The sequence below is a fragment of the Lederbergia sp. NSJ-179 genome, from assembly GCF_022867885.1.
GTDB lineage: Bacteria > Bacillota > Bacilli > Bacillales > Bacillaceae_C > Lederbergia.
In genome coordinates, this window is sequence record NZ_JALIFP010000007.1 from 15,079 (window position 1) to 40,389 (window position 25,311).

20 protein-coding genes and 3 pseudogenes are annotated in these 25,311 nt (G+C 39.6%); 17 read left to right on the forward strand and 6 right to left on the reverse strand.

Annotated features, from left to right (window positions below; translation table 11 throughout):
• Positions 1–20: 20 nt before the first annotated feature.
• From MUB24_RS07310 to MUB24_RS07345, 8 genes are all read left to right on the forward strand, one after another.
• Entirely contained in the window at positions 21–2,309 is a 2,289-nt protein-coding gene (locus MUB24_RS07310) for a helix-turn-helix domain-containing protein (protein ID WP_244702733.1), read from the forward strand.
• A gap of 1,040 nt (positions 2,310–3,349) precedes the next feature.
• Complete coding sequence (locus tag MUB24_RS07315) at positions 3,350–4,306, forward strand: ABC transporter permease (protein ID WP_396426706.1); 957 nt, start codon at positions 3,350–3,352, stop codon at positions 4,304–4,306.
• A gap of 12 nt (positions 4,307–4,318) precedes the next feature.
• On the forward strand, positions 4,319–5,212 hold the full coding sequence (locus MUB24_RS07320) for a carbohydrate ABC transporter permease (RefSeq protein WP_244702734.1): 894 nt from the start codon (positions 4,319–4,321) through the stop codon (positions 5,210–5,212).
• A 133-nt stretch (positions 5,213–5,345) separates the two neighbouring features.
• The gene (locus MUB24_RS07325) at positions 5,346–6,944 is read left to right on the forward strand and encodes an extracellular solute-binding protein (RefSeq protein WP_244702735.1); all 1,599 of its coding nucleotides are present in this window, start codon (positions 5,346–5,348) and stop codon (positions 6,942–6,944) included.
• A 261-nt stretch (positions 6,945–7,205) separates the two neighbouring features.
• Entirely contained in the window at positions 7,206–8,492 is a 1,287-nt protein-coding gene (locus tag MUB24_RS07330; protein ID WP_244702736.1) for an adenylosuccinate synthase, read from the forward strand.
• A gap of 145 nt (positions 8,493–8,637) precedes the next feature.
• Positions 8,638–9,435: an ABC transporter ATP-binding protein gene (locus MUB24_RS07335; RefSeq protein ID WP_244702737.1), complete on the forward strand. Its 798-nt coding sequence runs from the start codon at positions 8,638–8,640 to the stop codon at positions 9,433–9,435.
• A 66-nt stretch (positions 9,436–9,501) separates the two neighbouring features.
• Positions 9,502–10,893: a protoporphyrinogen oxidase gene (gene hemG / locus MUB24_RS07340; protein ID WP_244702738.1), complete on the forward strand. Its 1,392-nt coding sequence runs from the start codon at positions 9,502–9,504 to the stop codon at positions 10,891–10,893.
• Between the two features lie 100 nt (positions 10,894–10,993).
• Entirely contained in the window at positions 10,994–12,181 is a 1,188-nt protein-coding gene (locus MUB24_RS07345; protein ID WP_244702739.1) for an MFS transporter, read from the forward strand.
• Between the two features lie 41 nt (positions 12,182–12,222).
• Here MUB24_RS07345 and MUB24_RS07350 read toward each other — a convergent pair whose 3' ends face one another.
• Together MUB24_RS07350 and MUB24_RS07355 are read right to left on the reverse strand one after the other, a co-directional pair.
• The gene (locus MUB24_RS07350; protein ID WP_244702740.1) at positions 12,223–12,540 is read right to left on the reverse strand and encodes a hypothetical protein; all 318 of its coding nucleotides are present in this window, start codon (positions 12,538–12,540) and stop codon (positions 12,223–12,225) included.
• 192 nt (positions 12,541–12,732) lie between these two features.
• A complete protein-coding gene (locus tag MUB24_RS07355) occupies positions 12,733–13,350 on the reverse strand; it encodes a YktB family protein (RefSeq protein WP_244702741.1) in 618 nt (205 codons plus the stop codon).
• Between the two features lie 160 nt (positions 13,351–13,510).
• On the opposite strand from MUB24_RS07355, the gene MUB24_RS07360 reads away from it, so the two are divergent.
• Together MUB24_RS07360 and MUB24_RS07365 are read left to right on the forward strand one after the other, a co-directional pair.
• Positions 13,511–14,476, forward strand: a complete 966-nt coding sequence (locus MUB24_RS07360; RefSeq protein WP_244702742.1) for a 2-hydroxyacid dehydrogenase — start codon at positions 13,511–13,513, stop codon at positions 14,474–14,476.
• Positions 14,477–14,695: 219 nt separating this feature from the next.
• Complete coding sequence (locus tag MUB24_RS07365) at positions 14,696–15,793, forward strand: mandelate racemase/muconate lactonizing enzyme family protein (protein WP_244702743.1); 1,098 nt, start codon at positions 14,696–14,698, stop codon at positions 15,791–15,793.
• Between the two features lie 127 nt (positions 15,794–15,920).
• Here MUB24_RS07365 and MUB24_RS07370 read toward each other — a convergent pair whose 3' ends face one another.
• From MUB24_RS07370 to MUB24_RS07380, 3 genes are all read right to left on the reverse strand, one after another.
• Positions 15,921–16,691 (reverse strand): YibE/F family protein, encoded by a 771-nt coding sequence (locus MUB24_RS07370; RefSeq protein WP_244702744.1) that lies wholly within the window; start codon positions 16,689–16,691, stop codon positions 15,921–15,923.
• Entirely contained in the window at positions 16,688–17,782 is a 1,095-nt protein-coding gene (locus tag MUB24_RS07375; protein ID WP_244702974.1) for a YibE/F family protein, read from the reverse strand. Before MUB24_RS07375 ends, MUB24_RS07370 begins: the two co-directional genes overlap by 4 nt.
• Before the next feature lie 421 nt (positions 17,783–18,203).
• The gene (locus MUB24_RS07380; protein ID WP_244702745.1) at positions 18,204–18,683 is read right to left on the reverse strand and encodes a class I SAM-dependent methyltransferase; all 480 of its coding nucleotides are present in this window, start codon (positions 18,681–18,683) and stop codon (positions 18,204–18,206) included.
• A gap of 440 nt (positions 18,684–19,123) precedes the next feature.
• Between MUB24_RS07380 and MUB24_RS07385 the strand changes: the two genes are divergently transcribed.
• A complete protein-coding gene (locus MUB24_RS07385; protein WP_244702746.1) occupies positions 19,124–19,798 on the forward strand; it encodes a PadR family transcriptional regulator in 675 nt (224 codons plus the stop codon).
• On the forward strand, positions 19,795–21,150 hold the full coding sequence (locus MUB24_RS07390) for an FAD-dependent oxidoreductase (RefSeq protein WP_244702747.1): 1,356 nt from the start codon (positions 19,795–19,797) through the stop codon (positions 21,148–21,150). The genes MUB24_RS07385 and MUB24_RS07390 overlap by 4 nt, the downstream gene beginning before the upstream one ends.
• Positions 21,151–21,258: 108 nt before the next feature.
• On the opposite strand, the pseudogene MUB24_RS07395 reads toward MUB24_RS07390, so the two are convergent.
• Positions 21,259–21,571: pseudogene (locus MUB24_RS07395) on the reverse strand (DUF2268 domain-containing putative Zn-dependent protease); the annotation flags it as partial.
• A gap of 49 nt (positions 21,572–21,620) precedes the next feature.
• Between MUB24_RS07395 and MUB24_RS07400 the strand changes: the two are divergent.
• The 5 genes and pseudogenes from MUB24_RS07400 (at position 21,621) to modB (ending at position 25,282) form a co-directional block, all read left to right on the forward strand.
• The gene (locus MUB24_RS07400) at positions 21,621–22,184 is read left to right on the forward strand and encodes an extracellular solute-binding protein (RefSeq protein WP_244702748.1); all 564 of its coding nucleotides are present in this window, start codon (positions 21,621–21,623) and stop codon (positions 22,182–22,184) included.
• A gap of 237 nt (positions 22,185–22,421) precedes the next feature.
• On the forward strand, positions 22,422–22,625 hold the full coding sequence (locus tag MUB24_RS07405; protein WP_244702749.1) for a hypothetical protein: 204 nt from the start codon (positions 22,422–22,424) through the stop codon (positions 22,623–22,625).
• Positions 22,626–23,062: 437 nt separating this feature from the next.
• Complete coding sequence (locus MUB24_RS07410) at positions 23,063–23,905, forward strand: amidohydrolase family protein (RefSeq protein WP_244702751.1); 843 nt, start codon at positions 23,063–23,065, stop codon at positions 23,903–23,905.
• A gap of 166 nt (positions 23,906–24,071) precedes the next feature.
• Positions 24,072–24,656 (forward strand): annotated as a pseudogene (gene modA / locus MUB24_RS07415) (molybdate ABC transporter substrate-binding protein); the annotation flags it as partial.
• A gap of 69 nt (positions 24,657–24,725) precedes the next feature.
• A pseudogene (modB, locus tag MUB24_RS07420) lies at positions 24,726–25,282 on the forward strand (molybdate ABC transporter permease subunit).
• Positions 25,283–25,311: the final 29 nt, after the last annotated feature.

Sequence of the window (25,311 nt, forward strand, 5' to 3'; positions counted from 1 at the left end):
GGATTAAGCGGGTGGTAAAAATGTTCAAATCGGCTAATAAAAAATCAAAGCTATTGTATCGGTATCTTTATTCATATCTGTTTGTATTCATGTTGCCTTTTGCCACGATTAGTATTATTTTATACCAGATCTCAGTAGGCAATTTAGAGAAGGAAATTAACCAATCCAATTTGGATAAAATCAATCAAATTAGAGATATTATGGACTCACGCTGGATTGAACTCAATTATTTAGCTACTAGAATTTCCTATGATCGGCGTTTAACGCCCTATACATTTACGAAACCTTATTCAGGTAAACAAGCGATCGAAGAGCTTATCAGGTATACATCTAATAGCACTCTGATTGATGAGATATTATTAAATTATCATGATTCTGTAGAGTTTGTTTATTCCTCCAAAGGAGCAAGTACTTTGCAAACGTTTATGGGTAGCTATCCCATTCGTTCAGACAATATAGAAACATTTGCAGCGGGGCTCCAAGCGCAAACAAATCCAATCCTACAAATAATTGATACCGCTTCCAAAGATGGTGGCGATAAAAAAGTGCTGGCCTGCACATATCCTTTGCCCATCTATAGTTCGAGCCCAATTGGCACGGTGACCTTTTTAATCAAAGAAACGTCATTTTCCGATTTGATTAAAAATTCGCAAGGTGAATTTGACGGGACGACCTTTATCTTTGATGATGACTTTCAATTGCTTGCAAGGAATAAGCACGAAATGGACATAGATTTGGATTTTGTGAAGGATGTTCTTGCAACTGAAACGGGCATTGTCAATAAAAAATTTGCCAATGAGCGTTACTCATTTTCGATTGTTCGTTCGGAAACAAGTAATTGGACGTTTGCGACAGTCATTCCTACGAAACAATTTTATGAAAAAATGACCTCATTGAAACAATTTATCTTTGTGCTCCTGTTTCTTCTTACGGCAGTAGGGCTGATTGTCGTTTGTTACCTCGCGTTAAAACAATATAAACCAATTAAAGATTTGGTTTACTCCTTTAAAGATAGAGAGCAGGTTGAGAAAAATATAGGTGAAAAGAATGAAATTGAGTTAATTCGAACAAAAATAGAATCGATCTACGAGGATAGTGAACTATTAAAGCAAAAAATAATTGCTCATAAGCCGCTTGTCAAAGCACAATTCTTATCAAATTTACTACAGGGAAAAGTGAGAGAAAATCAAGATATTGCCGCTTTGGCTACAGATTTAAAAATGTCACTACAAGGAGAGTCCTTTTTCGTTATCGCGATTTCGTATAAAGGAAAAATTAGAAAGCGAGAGACACTGAACGACTGGGACAATATTGTGAAAAAAATTGATCAGATTGTTTACAATGACTGCATTGGCTATGGAGTCGAATCGGTATTCGATTATACTGCGGCCGTGATTGTAAACAGTCGTGAGGATTCAAGTAATTCCGTTCTGCCCCGACAATTATTTGTGCAACACTTTATGCAGCTGCTAGAAAAACAATGTGAGATCATGCCATTTGTTGGGATCGGCAGTATTTACAGTGGGGCCGATAAAATTAATCGTTCTTTTATTGAAGCTACTGCCGCCATCGAAAATAATTTTTTGAATCAGCAAAATACAGCGATCTGTTTTGAAGATCTCGTTATAGAAAATCAAGAAACGATTTGGTTTCCGGAAGAAAGCCGATTGAAATTTGTGCAAAGCCTAAAGCAAGGAGATCAAGTTGTCGCGAAAGAAACATTAGGTGAAATGCTCGCCAGTATTGCGCAAAAGAATTTTTCAAACTATATGTTAAAATGCACTTGTTTTGATATTATCAATACAATTTTGAAAACCGTTGCTGAATTAGGTATTGACCATCATACGGAAGATATGAGGAATTTGTCTGAATTTCAGTCACTGGATCAATTGAAAAAGAGTGTAACGACATTTATTGATCACATTTGTTTGGAAGTAGAAAAAAGAAAAGAAAGCCATAATTATCAATTACGTGATAGCATCATGGAATATATTCAAAAGCAGTACAAACATCATAATCTCAGTCTGGAGATGATTTCAGATCATTTTCAAATATCAAGCTCCTATGTGAGTCGATTTATCCGAGAACAAACGGGAGTTACATTTACTCAATTTGTATGGGAATTACGAATGCAAGAATGTAAACATCAGCTAGTAAACACAAGCCGAACGATTAAAGAAATTGTTTTGAGTATTGGCTATTTCGATGTATCTAATTTTACCCGGAGGTTTAAAAAGGAGGAAGGGATTACCCCTAGTCAATATCGCAAATACTACCAACAAAACAACGATGAAACGGAAGCTTTATAGTGCGTGTTCAAAAAGGAGGATAAAAAGGACCAAGAAGTTCGAGGCGGCGCAGTTTCGAGCAGCGGAATGTATGCTTTTAAATACATGAGCACAAGGAAAGCTTCCCCGAATCCGCATCGCACGAAGGAAAAGTGTTTTTCTTTTCCGAGGAGCGGAGAAACAAGCCAACGAAGAAATTCGCAGTGTCATTTTTACCGGACTTTTTGAACATCCTCTTATAGAAAATAATGAAAACCTTTTCTTATACGACGTACTCGTCAATCAGAGAAGGTTTCTTTGTTGTTCTATTTAACAATGTGAATCTTGTAGTGTATATGTCAATTTGTACATTGACTTATGTTAGTATTGGAAAATCACTATTTAAAGCCATCCACAAAATGCACATAGTAAGTCTGAAAATCGCCTGTGTGATTTGATCTGGGCGGATGATAATATGCTATTAGAGTAAAAGGACTATTGAACACCTAGAAGTACGCGTTCAAAAAAAGGATAAAAGTGAATAAGAAGTTTGAGGAGCACCGTTTTGAATAATGCCTCAAGACATTAAAATAGGTTGGTATTGTCTAAGGTAGTCAACAAATTTAACTCGCAGTGCCATTTTTACCTAAACTTTGAACAATCTCTAAAAAGTAACACCATGATTATAAAGATAAGGAAGGTGGTATACGTTTCCCCTATGTAGCGGTGCTGTTGTCATTACTCTGCTTAACTTATTTAGACGGGAATGTCTAACTTATAACATTTAGTACACCGTAATGAAAAAATGAATGATTCCTGTAAATTAAACGGCTTACATTTTTACAAACAGGTTGAAATTGGAACGATACCATTGTACTTTAGGAAGAAGGTTGAGATCACTTGCCCTTGCTAGCAATATCTTTGGAATAATGAGATGACGGGAATGGCTAGCTCTCATTGTATCTTACCAAGCTGACTTGTACACGAGCATGAGGGTATTAGGATAAACATTAACAATATATTAAAATATTTTAATTTATATATTGACTTTTGCTTCTGAACAGAAAAAAGGAGGGTCTTGTATGCAAGTAAAAGACGCGGAAGTCCAACCAAAAGTCGTATTGCCTGGTAATCGTTTTTCGCGAATGAAGAAAAATTTCCTAAAAAGTTGGCAATTATATACATTTCTTTTACCCGCACTTACTTTTTTTATCATTTTTCATTATATCCCGATGTACGGGGTACAAATTGCTTTTAAGGATTTTTTTGCCACACTGGGGATTACGGGAAGTCCGTGGGCTGGATTTGAGCACTTTGAACGGTTCTTCAATTCCTATTATTTTTGGAGACTATTAAAAAACACGGTAGCTCTCAGCGTTTATCAGTTATGTTTATTTCCGCTTCCGATCATTTTTGCCTTGATGCTCAATGAGCTTCGCAATGGGGCGTTCAAAAAATGGACGCAAACCTTAACCTATGCGCCACACTTTATTTCTGTTGTAGTTGTGGTTGGAATGATTATTGCTTTCTTGGACCCTACTACTGGGATTGTCAATCTCCTTATTGAAAAGCTTGGCGGCGAACCGATTCAATTTTTAACCAGTCCTGGTTGGTTTCGGCATATTTACGTATGGTCCGGCCAGTGGCAAGGCCTTGGCTGGGGAACGATTATTTATTTAGCGGCCTTGGCTGGGGTAAATCCGGAACTATTGGAAGCGGCTACAGTAGACGGCGCAACAAGATTCCAAAGGATTCTACATATCAATATTCCTGCTATATTACCAACGGTTGTCGTCTTATTTATCTTGAATATCGGTAGTTTTATGGCGGTTGGTTTTGAGAAGGTCTTGCTTTTACAAAACTCACTAAATTCAGATACATCTGACATTATTCAAACCTTTGTTTATAAAACAGGTTTATTAGAAGGACAATATAGCTTCGCAGCTGCGGTTGGTTTATTTGATTCTGCGATTAATATCATTTTACTGGTCACTGTCAACCAAATTGCGAGAAAGGTAAGCGATCACAGCTTATGGTAAGGGGGAGACAAAATGGGAAACTTTAGTTTATCGGATCGAGCTTTTGATGTGATTAATAAAATATTAGTGGGGCTGATTGCAATCGTGATTATTTACCCACTAATCTTTGTCATCAGTGCCTCAATCAGTGATCCAGCTGCTGTGAATTCAGGGAAAATGTGGCTCTGGCCAGTGGATATTACGTTTGCCGGTTTTAAAAGAGTATTCCAAAATGAGGCGATTTGGCTTGGCTATCGCAATACGATTTTTTATACAATCTTAGGAACGGTGATCCACCTCATTGTTTTACTGCCTTGTGCCTATGCCTTATCAAGGAAAGAAGTGATGGGAAAAAAATATATTTTATGGGTGATTCTGTTTACGATGATGTTTAATGGCGGCTTAATCCCCACCTATCTCGTCATTAAAACATTAGGTATGGTTGATACGATTTGGGCGATTGTCGTTCCAGGAGTCGTGGGCGCTTGGTCGATTCTGGTCGCGCGCACCTTTTTCCAGCAAACGATCCCCGATCAATTGGTAGAAGCGGCAAAAATTGATGGGGCCTCCGATTATTATATTTTTGGCAAGGTTGTTCTGCCGCTGTCGGCGCCGATTATTGCCGTTATGGCCCTTTTCCATGGTGTAAGCTTATGGAATCAATATTTCTCTGCCTTGATTTATCTCTCAAGTGAAAACCTTTATCCTTTACAACTAATTTTGAGACATATATTGGTTGTTACGCAGATTGGCCAAGATGGAGGGGGCGGCCCTGGGGAAGTCGAGTCTCTTGTTGAGCAGGTCAAAACGGCGAGTCTTGTGAAATATGCTGTCATCATTGTCTCCTCCCTACCGCTGTTAATTATTTATCCTTTCTTACAGAGGTTCTTTGTTCAGGGTGTATTGATTGGGTCAGTGAAGGAGTAGGGAGAATGTCAGTTTAATTCATGATGTTAGGATGTATCAAGGCTTTGTCCTTGTTAATCAATATTGATAAAAAGGAGGTGAAATGACTAGCGAGGATGGGACTAAAAACTTACATTAGAAAGGGGATCTTGCTTTGAAAATCAAACAGATATTCTATTTGCTGATAGTGGTGTTGTTACTGTTTTTAGTTGCCTGCAGCAAGGATTCTGGAAAGAAAGTAACCACTCCGGAAAAAGAAAAAACAGATAATTTCAATGAAACGGGGATGCCGATTGTCAAAGAACCGATTACGCTGAAAATGTTTGCTGGAATGGGACAGAATCAACTAAAGAATTGGAACGATATTTTAGTCTGGAATACGTATGAAGAGATGACAAATATTAAAGTAGAATGGGATCAGGTTGAAGCGGAGGCATTGGAAGAAAAAAGAAACTTAGCTTTAGTCGGTGGAAAAATACCGGATGCCTTTTATGCCGCAGATATGCCGCCGTTGGATATTTTTAAATATGGGAAACAAGGGATGTTTTTAGAGCTAAATGATTTGCTTGATAAGTATGCCCCTAATCTTACGAAACTCATGGAAGAAAATCCTGACATTCGTAAAGCGGTTACATTTCCGGATGGAAAGATATATTCCCTTCCTGTTATCCATGATCCGGATTTTACTTCGGTAAGAACGCATCCACTGATGTGGTATAACTCGGAACTATTGGATAAATACGGGATGGATGTACCTGCTTCAACGGATGAATTTTATGACTTCTTGAAAAAGGTGCAGGAGGAAGATCCAGATATCGTCCCATATGGATCATATAATGGGACACTAATGGTCAATTATTTACGCGGAGCGTTCGGGGTTGGAACAACGGGACGCAGTTATATTGACAAAGACCCTGAAACAGGCGATATACGCTTTTACCCTATAACCGAAAATTATAAGCAATTGCTACAATTTATAAACAAATTGTGGACAGAAAAATTAATTGAACAGAATATTTATACGATTGATTGGGCCCAATTTTTAAACAACGGGATGGACGATCAATATGCGAGTATGATTTTTTATGCGCCAGAAGAGCTGTTTAGTAAAGAAATTGGCGAAAAATATGTTGGTGGTGTAGCTCTTAAAGGCCCGAATGGTGAGAAAAAATGGTCGAATGTGGCCCACCCAGTCGGAAATATCGGGAAATTTGTTATCACGAGTGAGAACCCTGATCCTGCTGCGACGATTAGATGGGTGGACTATTTTTATAGTGATGAAGGCTCAAGATTAAATTATATGGGTGTAGAAGGTGAAACCTATGAAGTAACAGAGGATGGGAAGTTTAAGTACCTAGAGAAAATCACGAATAGTAGTGAAGGTTTAACGAAGGAACAAGAAATTGTGAAATATCTTGGCTGGGTAGGAATTAACCCACCTGGTATCTTGATGCAAGATTATTTCGATGGTTCTGAAGGCTCTGATCAGGCAATTGAAGCAGCAAAGAAGGTTGAACCTGATTTGCTCGATGAGGTCTGGCCACAGTTCACCTATACGGATGAAGAGTCGAAAAAATTAACCGCCCTTTCCAATGATATTGAGAAATATGTCGATGAAATGCAGGATAAGTTTATTGTTGGCGAGGAATCTTTTGATAATTGGGACCAATTTGTAAAAAATATCGAAAAAATGAAATTAGACGAATATATGGAAATCCAAAAACAAGCATTTGAACGGTATAAAGCCAATTAATCTATACAAGCGTACAGGATAATGGCACCGTTCATAATGAAGGGAGAAGATGCATTATTGTCATCTTTTCCCTTTTTACATAAATAGTACAAAAACGAAAATGAACTTCATCATTTTGATGTACATAAAAACTATTAATAGCGAACATTGGTAGGTTATTAATATAAAACGTTCGTGTTTAAATTGACTTCTCTCTATCTTCCTGTTAAAATAACGCTGGAACTAATAATAACACATACATTAGACAAGTGGAGGTGCGCAATGTCCTCAGTAGTAGTAGTTGGAACCCAATGGGGCGATGAAGGGAAAGGGAAAATTACCGACTTTTTATCGGAAAATGCCGAGGTTGTGGCACGATATCAAGGAGGAAACAATGCGGGGCACACGATTAAATTTGATGGGATCACCTATAAATTACATTTAATTCCGTCCGGTATTTTTTATAACGACAAAGTATGTGTGCTTGGAAATGGGATGGTTATCGATCCAAAAGCATTTGTAGAAGAGCTTACCTACTTAAAAGAACATAATGTATCAGCAGAAAATTTAAAAATTAGTAATCGGGCACATGTTATATTGCCTTATCATATAAAATTGGATATTCTTCAGGAAGAAGACAAAGGTATTCATAAAATTGGGACAACGAAAAAGGGTATTGGCCCAGCTTACATGGATAAAGCGGCCCGTTGTGGAATCCGTATCGCTGACCTTTTAGATAAAAAAGCATTCCAAACCAAATTGGAACAAAATTTGGCCGAAAAAAACCGTTTATTTGAAAAAGTATATGAGGTAGATGCCATTCAGGTAGCGGATATTTTAGAAGAGTATTATGAATATGGCCAACAGCTGGCTCAGTATGTTTGTGATACATCTGTCGTATTGAATGATGCCCTTGATGCAGGACGCCGTGTATTGTTTGAGGGTGCACAGGGGGTCATGCTTGATATTGATCAAGGAACATATCCATTTGTTACCTCATCCAACCCGATAGCAGGCGGTGTTACAATTGGTGCGGGTGTAGGACCAACAAAAATCAATCATGTTGTTGGTGTATCCAAGGCATACACTACTCGTGTAGGTGATGGACCTTTCCCAACCGAATTGCATGATGAGATTGGGGAACGAATCCGCGAGGTCGGTCGCGAATATGGAACAACGACCGGAAGAGCCCGTCGTGTTGGCTGGTTTGACAGTGTTGTTGTTCGCCATGCAAGAAGAGTTAGTGGGATTACCGATTTATCACTCAACTCTTTGGATGTTTTAACCGGAATTGACACCTTGAGAATATGTACTGCCTACCGCTATAAAGGTGAAATCATAAAAGAATTCCCAGCAAGTTTGGCTGTTTTGGCCGAATGTGAGCCGGTTTATGAAGAAATGCCGGGGTGGAAAGAAAATATTACGAGCGTTCAATCATTGGATCAACTACCGGAAAATGCTCGCCGTTATTTAGAACGAGTTGCACAACTAACGGAGATCCCATTATCCATTTTCTCCGTTGGCCCCGATCGCACGCAAACAAATGTTGTTCGAAGTGTGTACAGTTAATCGAATATAAAGGCTAATTCATTGTTTCTAAAATGGGTTAGTCTTTTTTTATACATACATTCCTTCAAAACCTTTCGCGCATTCGCTATAATGGAAATTATTCATCACAATAAGCAAGATCGTTTGATAGGAAAGGATGTTTTGGATGGGGAATACATTGGTTTCTTTTCAGGATGTCTCATGGAGACGAGAAGGAAGAAAGATTTTAAATCAGATTGACTGGGAAATAAAGGAAGGCGAACATTGGGCTGTTTTAGGATTAAATGGGTCAGGAAAAACATCGTTGTTGAATATTTTAACAGCCTATCAATTTCCGACAACAGGAAAGGTAAATGTTTTGGGATTTGAGTTTGGAAATTCTTATCTTCCAAATCTTCGGAATGAATTAGGGATTGTGAGCAGTTCATTTGAAAGATTCTCTGAAACACTTGATTTCGAAACGATTGAAGAAATCGTTGTCAGTGGCGAGTTTGCCACGATTGGATTATATCAAGAAGTGCCTCAAGCTGCTTGGGAGAAGGCCGATGCCTTGATTTCTAAATTTCGCTTGGATTATTTAAAAGGAAAAGAGTATCGGCATTTCTCACAGGGTGAAAAACGCAGGGTGCTCATTGCAAGAGCTCTAATGAATGACCCGAAAATGTTGATTTTAGATGAGCCTTGTTCTGGTTTGGATATTCTTTCACGGGAAGAAATTTTGCAATTAATCAAGGAGATTACCCAGCATCAATGTCACCTTATTTATGTGACCCATCATATTGAAGAACTAACGGAAGAAGTGACACACGTATTGTTGTTACGCGAAGGGGAAATCGTTGGAGCGGGTCCAAAGCGTGATGTTTTAACGGAAGAACGCCTATCAGAAACATTTAAATTGGATGTCAATGTTCATTGGGAGAATGGCCGTCCGTGGTTATCCGTTAAAAAACCGTTAAATATCTAGTTTCTAGTTCAATTGGGAATATGGTACACTGAAAGTAGAAAATCGATGTTCATAGAGGGGTACAAAATGAAGACAGTTTTGGTTATTGGCGGCGGTATAACGGGGTTATCTGCCTTATATTCCTTGCATAAATGGAAAGAAGCATCCCAGTCAGATGTGCAACTTATTCTAGCAGAAGCTTCTGACACATTAGGCGGGAAAATCAACACGAAGCTAGATGGAGATTTTATCATGGAAACGGGGGCCGATTCAATCGTTGCCCGGAAAATGAATGAAATGACTTGGATCGATGAGCTTGGTTTAGGAGATCAGGTAGTTTATAACGCAACAGGTCAGTCTTTTATTTTTACAGCTGGTGAATTGCGGGCGATTCCGGCCGATTCCGTATTCGGCATACCAGCTACCATAGAATCATTAGCAAAAAGCACTTTAGTATCGGCAGACGGAAAAGTGGAGGCTTTAAGGGATTTCTATCTTCAAGATCGAACATTTACAAAAGATGATTCTATCGGTGATTTCCTTACATATTATCTTGGTAGAGAGATGGTCGAAAAACAAATTGCTCCCGTCCTATCTGGTGTTTATTCGGGGAAACTGGATGATTTGTCCATTTCATCTACCTTACCGTATCTTCTAGAGTACAAGGAAAAGTATGGGAGTATTATGAAGGGACTTGAAGCCAATCTGGAAAAATTTCGCAGTAGTGGGGAGAAAAAATTTCTTTCCTTCCGTAATGGATTAAGTACCTTTATAAATGCTATTGAAAAAACACTTCATGATGTGGCCATTTTAACCTCTCATCAAGCCAAACAGATTGAAAAACAGGATCAACACTACCGAATTTCTTTTACAAATCAAGAAGTAGTGGAAGCTGATTATGTGATTCTAGCAGTCCCTGCGTCCGTTTCTCAAGATTTATTTCACGATGCCGATTTAAAGAGAAAGTTTTCCCAGTTTCAAAATAGTTCCTTAATCAGTGTGTATATGGGATTTGACCTACCTGATGATCTTTTACCTGAAGAAGGAACAGGGTTTATTACGGCAAATAATCAAGAACTTTCCTGTAATGCCTGTACATGGACAAGTCGCAAATGGGACCACACTTCCCGTAAAGGAAATTTACTTGTACGATTATTTTATAAAAGTAGTCATCCTGCCTATTTGAAAATAAAAGATATGGCAAATGCTGGGCTATTACAGGTTGCTCGGGATGATATTCGGAAAAGCTTAAGGATTGAAGCAGAGCCTGTCACTTCCGTCGTAACCAAGTGGTCGGATAATATGCCAACCTATCAGATCCATCATCGTCAAACCGTGGAAAGTATTGAAAAGCTACTGGAAAAATCCCATCCAGGTATTAAAATGGCTGGTTGTTCTTACTACGGAGTAGGGATTCCTGATTGTATAAAGAATGGAATGGAAACCGCTGCAACGATTATAAAGGATTTAGAAGAATGAATGGTAAGCCACTATAAAGTACGAAAACGGATAAGGGTAACGCCTTAAAGACTGTTTAGAAGAATGAAACGATCGCAAATTTCCTCAAGAAGGTGATTCAATGAATATTTTTAGAGATTTCCGCAGTTTTTTTAAAATAAAAGGGGCATGGTATTTAATTCTCGGGATTTTTCTCTATGGAATCGGGACAGGTATTCTCTCCCCGATGAATGCGATTTATATGAGCGAGGGAATTGGATTATCAAAAGGGCAAATTGCGACCGTTTTTTCTGTTTCCGTTCTGTTAAATATGGCGATTACGATTTTCATTGGTTTTATTAGTGATAAAATGAAGCGGAAAAAGCCTCTTCCTCTTATGGCCTTATTGCTTTGCATGACAGGCCTTTTCCTTTATATGAGAGCGGATACATTTATCCAAGCACTAATCGGGATGATCATCACGGTTGCTCCTTCAGGGTTGATCATGGGACAAATTTTTGCAATGGCTCGTAATCACTTTATGAAATTAGCTCCAGCCATTTATGAAATTGCGCAAATCTGGTTAAGAGCAATGATGAGTGTTGGCTTTTTTACGGGCTTACTAATTGGGGCAAATTTATACGTATGGGCTGATTTTAAAGGGGTATTGATAGGAAATCTATCAGGCTATTTATTTCTTTTTCTATTACTCTTCTTTTATAAAGAATATAAAAATACGGAAGAAGGAAACGCTCGGACAAAAGGGGAGCGCTTCTCGTTCATTATGCTATTTGCGTTGCTTTTATTTGGTTGCGCCGATTCATTGAGAGGTCTGTATTTACCATTAGTTGTCGTTGATTTATTTGAAAAGCCCTATCTGATGTCTTATTTATGGAGTGTGCAAGCTGTATTTGAATTATTGTTTATGACCTTTGCCGGTTATTGGGCGATGAAATTTGGAAGCAAGCGTGTATTTGCCCTCGGCGGCTTATGCGCCATGATCACCTATCTTATTTACAGCTCGAGTCCACCACTGCTGGTTTTCTTTTTCGTGCAACCCATCTATTCCTTTTTTGTCTCCGTCTTATACGGCGTCGCCATGGGTTACGTACAAAGGATGTTTCATACGAAGATTGGCTTTGGATCAAGCCTCTATGTCTTCTTATTCCAAATGGCCTCCTTAGTCGGCTATGTTTTACCTGTTTGGATCCAAGGCTATACACCCCGGATCTTTATTATTCCCACTATCTTGGTGGCGACAGGAATTTTGTTAATGGTTATCCACATGTTGTTTCGACGTACTAAAAAAGAGCTTCTGACAATGGCTTAAATGATGCCGTTGTCAGAAGCTCAATCCCGGATGAAAGAAGCTCAATTCCGTTTGCCAGCAGGCAAGACAATATTCCAAACGCCGTTTCGAGCGGTGGGAATTTCCAGATACCCTGCCGATGAGTCTTCTATTTTATGAATCTTGTAGGAACTTCCCAGTGGTGATAATGAAATCGTTGCTTCTTCGACTTCCTGAATATTAGGGAAGTAAATAATAGTGGATTCGCCCATTTTCGCATTTTCTTCCCACTCCATTTGAAAACTACCTTGTTCATGGTCATGGCAATAATGTACGATCGTTCCCGCCACGGCCATCGGATAGGCTCGTCTCACACCTAAAAAAGGCGTATATTGATCCATATCAGAAGTATAGCTCTAGTACGTGTCACTACATAAAATTTATCTCAATTTCCAATATACTGACAATTCTTTTCTTTACAGACCATATTGACGCCATGGAGCAGGACATGCCTGCCCTTTGCATCAACAAATCGATCCCCTTGAACCTTAATCTTCATTTTCTACTATCTCCTCTAACTGCTGAAATTTCCCTTATTGATAAGCCAGCCGATAAAGCGGGATCAGCGTTTCAAATATATTTTTAGTGAAATCTAAAAAGCGATTTCCGTCTTTTAAAAGAGGATCCTTTGAATCGATATGCTTGCCGACTAAAAATTCCGCTTTTTTCACATCTCGAAAGCGTGTAAGTACTTTTTCCACATCAACTTCACGAATGGATGTGGCTTCTTTTTTCATATGATCCTGAGAAATCATAAAATCTTGAGGGATCGTTTCCTTTACTGTTTCGATATGGTCTAAGAAATTTTGCGCCATTTTGGCTTTATTAGGCAGTTCATAGATGAAAGCTAACCAAATAAAAACATGATCGTCAAACAGGCCAACTTGGAAATGTGGATGCTTTTTATAACCACGCTTATTCCCAGCAATCGCCAGCCACGTATCCTGGGGAGGGTTGACTGTTCTTCGCGCATGTTTGGCGATATGTAAATACATTTCTGAACCAATCATGGCCGATAAATCGTCTGTTAAAACATTCCCAATCTCTCTGAATTTCGGTTGAATTCTCTCTTGGATGGCCACCATTCGTTCATCAAGCCCATCAATCGAAAAAGTATCAAAATCTTGTTGTTCAAATCCAGCAAATGCCATGTTTATAACTCCTTTCAGCTTGAGTCATAGGATGTTTATTACTATAAATTTGACTTAAGTATACCCTAACCGCATTGTAAATAAAATGATTTCATTGTAGTTCGTTGCTAAGAGAGGTAGAATAGGACTATCAGAATGACCAAAATATTGGAGGGCAAACATGAAACCAAAAGTGTACATAAGCTTACCTGTTAAGAAGGATGTAAAAGACTATCTGGCTAAATTTTGTGAGGTTCAAGAGTGGCGTGGGGAGGATCGCATCTCCCGTAAAACCCTGTTAAAAGAAATAGCTGATGTGGAAGGTTTATTAACGGCGTGGCATAAAATAGATGAGGAATTATTAGCGGCCGCTCCTAACTTGAAGATTGTTAGCAATGTTTCGGTTGGATATAACAATTTTGATTTGGTTGCGATGAAAAAGCATCAGGTGGTAGGAACAAATACCCCATATGTATTAGATGATACTGTTGCTGACCTTACATTTGCGTTAATGCTGGCTGCAGCTAGAAGGGTTCCTGAACTTGATCGGTATGTGAAAGAGAAGAAATGGGAACCGGTGAAAGATGAAGCTACATTTTTTGGTGTAGATGTCCATCACGCGACCATTGGGATTATAGGGATGGGACGGATTGGAGAGGCTGTTGCCCAAAGAGCCAAATTTGGGTTCAATATGGATGTCCTTTACCATAATCGCAGCCGCAAACCAGAAGCAGAAGAAAAATACGGAGCCGAATATTGCGATTTGCCAACTCTATTAAAGCGCGCCGATTTTGTTGTCATGCTAACCCCGTTAACGGAAGAAACCTATCATTTAATGGGTGAAGCAGAATTTAAGCAGATGAAGAAAACCGCTTTTTTTGTCAATGTATCACGCGGTCAAACCGTCGATGAAAAGGCTTTGATCGCAGCTTTACAAACCGGTGAGATCCACGGGGCAGCGCTTGACGTATTTCAAACGGAGCCAGTAGAGAAAGAGAACCCACTCCTAGAGATGCCGAATGTCGTCACCCTCCCTCATATTGGATCGGCTACTGCTCAAACCCGTCACGCCATGGCGATGCGCGCTGCAGAAAATATCGTTTCTGCCTTAACGGGAGAGGGGGCCATTGATCCTGTTCAGAGTTGAACTGGATCTGCAATTTGGATGTGAGGTTCAGCAATTAGGTCGGGAAGTTCCGCAATTCAGATAGAAAGTTCAGCAATTAGGTCGAGAAGTTCAGCAATTCGTATGGAAAGTTCAGCAATTAGGTCGAGAAGTTCAGCAATTCGAGTGGAAAGTGCAGCAATCGGGAGCGCTGAACCGGAGTGGGATTGACTCAAAAATTTTTAGATAGTGGGGATGAGAGTGAAGATTACGAAGGTTGAAACGTACTTATTGGATATACCGTTAAAGCAACGGGCGATTACGGATTCTCAGACAAGGCTGGAATCAGTTGAATTTGTTGCCATCCGGATTGACACAAACGAAGGAATAAGTGGATGGGGCTTTAACTGGAACTATACAAAGGGCACGAGAGCCGTTCAAGCGATTATTGATGATACGTATGCACCTATATTAATAGGAAAAGATCCGTTAATGTATAAAAATATTTTGCGAGAGTTGCATTATACCAATCATTTTATCGGTCAAGTGGGGATTACCCGTGTTGGACTATGTGCGGTAGAGCTGGCCTTATGGGATATAAAGCTGAAAGTGGCCAATCTGCCTTTATGGAAATATTTGGGTCCTGTCAAAGATAAGGTGAAAGCCTATAATACAGATGGTGGCTGGCTCCAAGTCACAACAAATGAATTAATCAAAGATATGACAGCTTTAGTGGAACGCGGCTATGATGCGGTCAAAATGAAGCTCGGTTTACCTGATCCAAGGGAGGACCTTGAACGAGTCAAAGCTGTGCGTAAGGCGATTGGGGACAACATCAAACTAATGGTTGATGTCAATACCGTTTGGGATTTAAAAACAGCTCAAGTATGGGGGCGAAAATTAGAAGAATTCAATGTCTATTGGTTGGAAGAGCCAATGAATCCTTTTGATAAAAAAGCCCATGCAGAACTAGCTCATTCATTAGATGTGCCGATCGCCGTTGGTGAAACGATCTATACAAAATATGACTTTCGTGATTATATTGAAATGGGGGCAGTTGATATTGTCCAAGCCGATGCGACGAAGCTATCAGGAATCGATGAATGGTTAGATGTGGCCGCCCTTGCTCGTTGTTATAATTTGGAGGTCATTCCGCACACCAATGTTCAGCAAAAATTACATGCCCAACTAGCTGCAGCTTCATCGAATGTGCCGATGGTGGAACACTGCTACGAATCGATCGCCGATATTTGGGAAGAACCGATCAAAGTAGTAAATGGCTACTACACATTGCCAGAAGAACCCGGACTCGGATGTAAATTAACGGATAAAATTCTGACAGAGTGTCGAATCGGATAAAGTGAAAGTTCAATCAGGGGGAATTCCCCAGCCTTGAGGTGGGGGTATTACTACCAATTAATGTGGGATAAATTGAAAACTCGGGCATTGTAAGGTGCCCGAGTTTTTTCAATTTACAAGTAGAAAGCTATTCTGCGACTTTGTCTCGAGTTTTCGTTAAGTAATAGGCATTAAGCCAAGCTGCAATGGGAATAATCAAGGCGATACCAATACCAGAGCAAAAAATCGTGATCATTTCACCACTAAATATTTTTGAATTTAAAATTTCACTTAGAGAATAGGATAAATCTTTAAACCATAAAAGCAGAGCAAGATAGCCACCGAAGAAGGCGAAAAATAATGTATTGGTATTGGTTCCCAGAATATCTCTCCCGATGCTTAATCCAGAACGAAATAAATTTCTTCTGCTAATGGATGGGTGATGAAGAAAGATTTCCCGCATCGGAGAAGTAATGGAGATAGCTACATCTGTAATGGCACCGATGGTACTCATAATAATCACAGAGGCCCCTATTTTGACAAAATCCACACCAATATAAAGAGAGAACATCGCTAATTCTTCCGTTTCTTCTTTACCAAAGCCTTGAATCATCGATTTTTCAGTTAAAATCGTAATGAAAACAATCAGAATCACAATCGTAATTATGGTGGCAATGAAGGCGGTTGTCGTTTTACTATTCACTTCATTTATAAAAAAAAGATTAATACAACTGATCACTGTACATCCGATCAATGTTAAAATAATTGGATTCACAGTTGGAGCCGTCATAAATAGGACGATCAGTAGGATAACAACAAAATTTAAAAATAAAGACAAAAAAGATCTTGCGCCTTTTTTTCCACCAATCAGAACCATCAAAAACCCTAAAATGATAGCTAACCATAAGAACACATTCATAAGCTTCTCCTCTTTCGCTGAACGAAATAAATGGACACATATAAACCGATCGGAATTGCTAATACGATCCCAATCCCGCCTGCCAAGGCGCGTGCTAATTCCAATGAAAGATTCATAGAAAGAGAAAAACCAAGTGGTGAAGCATTTTTTAAATATAAAATTAGCATCGGAATTGTGCCGCTGATATAAGCAAAAAATAGAATATTGGTCATTGTTCCCATAATATCTTTTCCGATATCTAAGCCGGAATCTTTCAAAGCTTTTATGGGGATATCGTTATTTTGTTCATACAATGCAAAGATGGAAGCTGACATTGTGATTGCCACATCCATGACAGCGCCTAAAGATCCAACAAATAGCCCAGCCATAAATACCATTTGGTAAGGGCGAGTTAAAAATTGCATTTCTTCATAGCGTAATCCGTTTTCGTTCGTTAACCACAGCACGAAGTAGGTGATGAGGAGCGAAAGAAGGGTGGCGAATAAGGTTGCCAGAATGGCGGCATATGTTTTTTCATTAAAACCATTTACAAGTAACAATGAAATGGCTGTAAATAAAACGGCAGCCACACCACATATCCAGACTAAACTAATATTAGGGTGCTGGATATATATATCCAAAGCATAGGAGAGTAACAGCGCATTAACAGCCAAACTGATAATCGAAAATAGTCCCTGCTTTTTTCCGACAATCAGCAAAATAAAGATAAACACCCATGCGGCGAATAAAATGTATTGATCACGCTTTACATCCTTGATACTACCAGTAAGCTCTTGATTTTTGGTCAGATCATGATCAATGGAAACAAATAATTCATTGCCAACACGATAAGGTTGATCATAGGCACCAGAATTTGAATACTCATTGGTTAAATGGATGGACTTTCCTTTTTCTTTTCCATTTTTCATTTCGGCGATTATGTGCTGCGTGGTCAGCTTGTCCTGATTATCATGCATATCTGTCGATTCCGTGGTTTCGACTTGCTCGACTTTGACCACTTTGGCAATCGGCCGTTCATACAACGAATAATTGTGCTGGACAAAAATAATGGAGGCAACGAAACAGAGAATGGACAGTGTATAAAACACCATTTTTTTAGGCGATATGGGTATTCTTTTTAGAAGGGCTCTCAAAGCATAACCTCCAATATTGTTTCTTTTATAAGAATAGAAGAACATATACAATGGAGCTAGAATAACAAGGATATATTCATTGGTCAAGTAGTAAAGAGCAATGTTTATAGGGGTCGTCATAGTAGAATAAATAAGAGCAAGGGGGAGGCTATTAGTAATTTAGTAATTTTATAGAAGGTGATAGAAATGAGATTAGATGCCCACTATCCTAGAAACAATCTTCATTCTTCTGCTCGTACGGGGAACAAGCCCGAACAGTACGACATTATCTATGCCGGGCGTACCTAAAAATCACCGTATAACAGAATATGCTCGGTGATTTCATAAATAATGGTAGTCTATTTATTTCGGGTAATCGGATTTTAGTGTGGAAAGAGGCTTAAAAAGTACCCTCTTCCATTGCTTTGATCAGTGTGGAAAAGTCAGCTCCATAGATTTCTTCATACACCCATTCATATCCAGTTTGTTTAATTCTCAATCCTGCATTTATGATTTCTTGTTCCATCATTGACGAGGATATTCTTGGTGAGCCGTCTGAAGAATGTCCTTTCTTTTCAAATTCAACACATACAAAGTGTCCATCATCTTTAAGCACTTGTTTAATTTGCTGCAACGTTTTAGGTAACGGCTTAACCTCATGCAAAACTAAGGAAGCGAGTACAATATCAATGGAATCATCGGATAGCGGAATATGGTCAATACTCCCTTTAATGGGTTGAATATTTTTAACGTTTTCTTCCTTAGCCTTAGCATTTATAATTTCTAACATACTGGGGTCTATATCGAGTGCAAAAACTAATCCCTCCACCATTTTAGCAGCTGGGATTGCTAAATATCCTGTACCTGCACCTAAATCCAATATGTTGTCAGTTTTTTTTAATGGGGAGCATGTTCAGCAGCTTTTCCGGTGGTAAATCCTCTCTTCTTTCAGGGCCGTCCAAGAATTAATTTTTCCGACCAAACGTTCCAGTTCGTTTGAATGGCAATGATTTTTTTTCATATAAATCCTCCTCAACTAAAGTTTTTCTCAATTAAAGCTGCATTCACACCCATTGCAGCTTTATTTCCTTCGGCAGCAGCAATAACCAATTGAGATGGCCCAGCTATTGTAGTGTCACCACTTGCAAATACACCTTCGACATTTGTCCGTACGACAACATCCGTTTTTATACCTTTAAGTGAAATCCTTCACATTTTAAGCATAGATAAAAGATTACATTTTGTCTTGACAGATAACGATATATCGCCTATTATAATGATTACGATATATCGTTATCAAAAATAAACAGGAGGATTACTATGTTTAAAAAACACGATATGCCTCAACACCCTTTTTTTAAGGGGCAAGGTCATTTTCACCATAACGACTTTTTTGGAGGCAACAGATTTAATAAGGAGCCCTTTAAAAGCAAGGGATTTGGAATGGAAAATGGGAATTTTAAAGGACAAGGTGGACCTCATTTTTTCGCAGGCAAAGGAAGTGGCGGGGATCATAGTGGCGAACGTTTTTTCAAACGCGGTGATATCAAAATTGTCTTGTTAAAATTGTTACAGGAACAGCCAAGACATGGATACGAATTAATCAAGGCGCTTGAAGAAAAGTTCAAAGGGTTTTATTCTCCCAGTCCCGGCTCTGTTTATCCGACCCTTCAAATGCTTGAAGATCAAGATCTTGTCAATATCACCAGGGAAGGGCGAAAAAAAGTGTATCATCTTACAGATGAAGGGCGAGCCTATTTAGAAAAACATCAAAACGAAGACCCGATTATCTCAAGGATGAATATGTTTGAAAATGTGGATCTGGATGAAATGCAGACGTTAAGATTCGAAATGAAGGGTTTATTTCATGAATTTGTTAAGGTTGGTCGTCAATCCATGGAAAACCCTGAAAAAAAGGAACAGCTACAAAAGCTACTCGAAAAGACGCGAGCAGAGCTTTCGAAAATTGCAAAGAATGAGGAGGACACTCCATGAAAGTGATTGTTGTAGGAGCCACACACGGTGGTTATGAAGCAGTCGAGGCGTTACAATCAATATATCCGGATGCGGAAGTTCAATGGTATGAAAAAGGAGACATCGATCCTCTTGTGGTAGGAAACTCAAAAAATGATGCTGAAAAAGACATCCATTCCATTCGTGGCATGAGCCTTGAAGAAATGAAGCAATGCGGCATATACGTTTTTGATAACACTGAAATCACTAAGGTAGAACCGGATAAACATCAAGTAGAAGTACTCAGTCACGTGACTGGCAAAACGTGGAGGGAAACGTATGACAAAATTATTTTAAGTCCTGGTGCACATCCATCTCTTCAATCTGTCCCAGGGAATGATTTGAAGAATATAGGAACCATGAGTAACCGTCAGGATATCGTACGTATGAAGAAACATTCGGAAGATCCGGCAATTAAAAATGTTGTGGTTGTAGGGGCCGGGCACATTGGAATCGGAGCCGCTCAAGTTTTTTCAGAAGCCGGAAAAAACGTGACGGTAGTGGATATCAATGATCGTCCATTAAGCAGATATCTAGACAAAGAATTGACAGATATACTCCAACAAGAACTGACAGATCGCAATGCGACACTGGCACTGGACAATATAGTCACAGCATTTGTCGGGGATGACCATGGGAGAGTCACGGAAGTCGTAACCAAAAAAGGCACTTATCCGGCTGACCTTGTCATCATGTCTATCGGCAATCGTCCAAACACGGCATGGCTGGAAGGTGCGGTGGAATTATTGCCTGATGGTCTGATTAAAACAGATGAGTACCTGCGTACAAGCGAACCGGATGTTTTCGCTATTGGAGACGCAACAACGGTTCAGTATAATCCTGGTCAAACCACGATGAGTATAGCTTTGGCAACGAATGCGCGCCGCCAGGCACGCTATGCTGTAAGAAATCTGGAGGAAGCGAAACATCCATTTCCCGGCGTGCAGGGATCTTCTGCAATGCAGGCATTCGGCTATAAATTTGCGACAACAGGTTTGACTGAAAAAATTGCACGAAGACTTGGCATTCAGATAAAATCAGTCTATTGGGAGCAAGATACGTTAATAACGCATTCGTTCTCAACGGACAACAAAACACATGTGATGTTCAAATTGATCTATGATCCAAAAACCCTTGAGATTTTAGGGGGGCAAATCATGTCTGAAGAAGATATGACGGCCCATATCCATGCCATATCCATTGCCATTCAGGCTCATTTTACAGTGGAACAATTGGCCTATGCCGATTTCTTCTTTCAACCCGGATTGAATACACCGTGGAATGTATTAAACATGGCTGGATTAAAGGCATTACAACAAGAGAACAGAGCGTAAAGAATCTCTTCAATCCTCCCAAATTTTTGGGAGGGTTTTTATCCAGTGGATTAGAATTAAGGACGTACTCTTATTTCGGATAGGCTCCCGTTTGCGGAACTATGAGGGTTACTCCGAAAACAACATGTCACTTCCATGAATTATTTCATCAGTGGAGGCCAAAGCTGCTTCATATATCGTTTTATTATACTTTTTCATATAAGACTGAACAGCCTTATAGCCTACTGCGTAACCTGCACAAAAAGGAAGCCCAACAGGTTGATACCCTTCTTGTGCCGCAATTTTATCACCAAACATATAGCTGCTCACTTCAGCAAACCCTTTTACGTCAAGAGCCTCTCCAATAACGTCAGTTGAATACTCTAATTCCTTTTTTATCCATGCTAGTAATCCAAGGTCCTAATTGCTCTGTTCCGCGAAGCGCAATTCGACAGGAAGCTCAAGTAAAAGCGAATAGGGGGTTACGTTGAATGAATAAAAAATGGTGGCTATCCTTTCTCGTTATCAGTCTTAGTTTGTTGATGTTGATTGGTTGTACGAAAAAAACGTCCAAAGAAGCGAAAAAGAATGAAGAGGTTACGTTGAAGATGTTAATCGCAGTTGATGAAGAAGTGTTTAATAATCGCTTTAAAGAACAAATTGATGATGCTTTTCCAAAAATCAATCTAGAATTAATGGAAGGGAATCCTGCGGATGCGGATCAGCTTCAGGAGCTATTTGCCAAAGGGGAAGTCCCGGATATTATCACGGTTGCATTCCATGAAAATCAACAAAATATTGCCATGTGGGTAGCAAGTGCCACACATTTACCACTCATTGCTCCTGTAGACGGAATTAATTTTGATATGGTGACCACACCTGTTTGGAAGGATCTTCCCAATACGGGCCCATCAGCTGTTGCTCTATCTTTTAATATTACGAAACAAAGCAAGCATCCAGACGAAGCGTTTAAAGTGATCGTCCACTTGGCTAGTCCTGAGGGGCAAAAAGTATTATCGCGTGCCGGCAGTCCGCCAACCATCGAAGATATGTAAGTATTTGACGAATTCGGTGGCCAGATCATTGACAAATATGAAAGCGATTATAATGCAAGAGCACCATTCACTCAAAATCTGGCACCTGTTCCACCATACTCGAAGTATGATGAACCTTTATATGGATTTATTACAGAAAACTTTGCGGAACGTACCGGGACAGATGATGATGGCCTCGAGGGCTTGATTCAAATCGGTGAAGGGCAAGTGCGATCGGGCTATTCGGTGAAAGGAAAGATGCTTAAGCTTATAGAGGGCAAGGGGAATAATCCATTAAAAAAAGGATGGCTTGTCCTTTCTGGAAATGGAAGGGCAGGTGAATGGTTGCGGAAAAATGTTAAGGTTGGAGATCAAATAGAATTTTTCTTTTCACTCGCAGCAGAATGGGCAAATGTGACAGAAGCTGTGGGGGAAATCGGCAACTTGTCGACAATGGGTTGATCGGTGAGAGGGGCATTGGTTAAGGGCACAATTAAGAGATGGTAAAGATCAGGCTTTTGCCATTAATTATACAGAGAAGGAGCAAGGCGTCTATTGGAAAGGGTGGCAATATGTAGAGGCCGAACTTTCAAAAGGTCGCCCACTTCCCTTAAGTATGGAAATCCCCTTTCGCTATATGGCGGTAAACAACGATCGAAAAACAACCGGCACCTTATACATCGATCAAATCCGTGCGATCTATAGCAAAACGAATCACTGAACAAGGGGAAGCTCGTTATAAGAAATAGGAATGGCTGATATTGTAGAAGTATATCAAACAGCCTATGACCGTTACCAAGAAAATTAAGGGAATGAATCGTACAATCCTATATGGGGTTGTACGATTTTCATATATTGCTAGAATAGAGACATAAGCTGAATATGGGGAGTGATAACGCATGAGAATAGACGCGCACCAACATTATTGGCAACTGGACAATGATTTTACAAATTGGCCAACGGCTGACTTGAAAACGATTTACCGAGATTTTTTACCGGCTGATTTAGAGCCGAACTTAAAGAAGCATAAAATGGACCAAACGATTGTCGTTCAAGCAGCACCAAATGTAAAAGAAACTGATTTTTTACTAGAGCTCGCTGACAAAAATAATACGATTGCTGGAGTGGTGGGATGGCTGGATTTATCAGCAGCAAACTTTCCAGAACAATTCACTCAGTATCGGGAGCATCCCAAATTTGTTGGGCTTCGACCCATGTTACAGGATCTTTCGGATGATCGTTGGATTCTACGCCCTGAGGTAAAAAGAAATATCGAGATTTTGGTGGAAGATGATTTTCCAATCGATCTTTTAATCTATCCGAAACATCTTCCCCATATGCTAGAATTATTGGAAGAATTTCCAACATTACGAGCCGTGATCGATCATTGTGCAAAACCGAATATTAAAGAGGAAGAATGGGATGTTTGGGCAGAGGGAATAGAAAAGATCGCACAGCATCGATCTGTTATGTGTAAAGTGTCGGGATTAGTAACAGAAGCGAATCACGAATCATGGAAAGTCAATGATTTTAAGCCTTATTTGGAACAGGTATTTCAAGAGTTTGGACCAGAGCGGGTGATGTTTGGCAGTGATTGGCCGGTCTGTCTGCTTGCTGGGACCTATGAAGATGTCATAAAAATAGCTCATGACTATCTTTCCAAGAATGTAAAGGCTAGGGAGCTAGCGTTATTTATGGGGGAGAATGCAAAGACATTCTATAAAATCGACCGAAAAAGATAAGTGGTTTTACTACCAGTTCATTCGGGATAAAATGAAAGAGCGACTGGGAAGTGGGAGCTGCCCAACGGACAAGTCATGATGCCCGAAAATTTTAAAAGTCAGTGGAACGGTTCTCATGAAGGGGTTAAGACGCCCGAAAGCCCCGTAAAAAGGAAAAAACGGTCGTGGAGGTTCCGGTTCATTACAGCAGCAAATTTCCAATGGTGCGCCTGTGGATGTATTTTTCTCCGTTGCAGAGGATAAATTTGATCAACTTATAAAAGAAGGAATGATTGCAAGGGAAGATGGGGTAGATCTGCTAAAAAATGAGCTTGTCTTAGTTGTTCCGAAAGAAAATCCATCCCATATTAAACATTTTATTGATCTGACAAATGATCAGATCCAGCAGCTTTCGATTGGCACCCCAGAATCTGTGCTGGCAGGCCAATATGCGCAGGAATCCTTGAAAGCGATGGATGTATGGGAAAAAGTGAAACCGAAAATCGTTTATGCAAAAGATGTACGACAAGTATTATCTTATGTAGAAACTGGGAATGTAGAGGCAGGAATGGTTTACAAAACGGATGCTGCTATTTCGGATAAAGTAAAAATCGTGGCAACCGCTGAGCCTGATACCCATACACCGATTGTTTATCCAGTAGGAATAATAAAGGGTTCGCAACATTATGAAGCAGCCAAAGAATTTTATCAATATTTGCAAAGTGAGACTGCATTGAAGGTATTTGAGGATTATGGATTTACTATTAAATAATATATTTACAGAAGAATTTTGGACGCCGATTTGGTTGTCATTGGAACGGGCTTATTAGTTGGATGTTTCATGGCTAGAAAAGCTTTTAAAGGGAAAGCGGCATTGGAAACGATTCTGACGCCTCCGATGGTGCTCCCTCCAACAGTGATTGGTTTCATTTTGATTATTATTTTTGGGAAAAATAGTATAATAGGGCAATCGATTGAATGGCTTTTTAAACAGCCAATCATTTTTACTTGGTGGGCAGCCGTTATGGCTTCTGCTGTTGTATCTTTTCCACTTATGTATCAAACAGCAAAGTCCGGATTTCAAGACATTGATGTGGATATTGAGAATGCGGCTAGAGTGGACGGAGCAAATGAATGGAAATTGCTATTATTTATTTCCATTCCATTAGCCATTAGATCCCTGATCACTGGAAGCATTTTAAGCTTTGCAAGAGCACTTGGAGAATTCGGGGCTACCTTAATGTTCGCTGGAAATATTCCGGTAAAACCCAGACAATCCCAACCGCTATTTATTTAGCCATCGACTCGGGTCACATGGGAATGGCGTGGTTATGGGTGATCTCGATCATTTTCATTTCCTTTTTCATGTTACTCTTCGTACGAATGAAATATGTCTGAACTTTGCGGAAAAATTTGTTTGAAAAGGT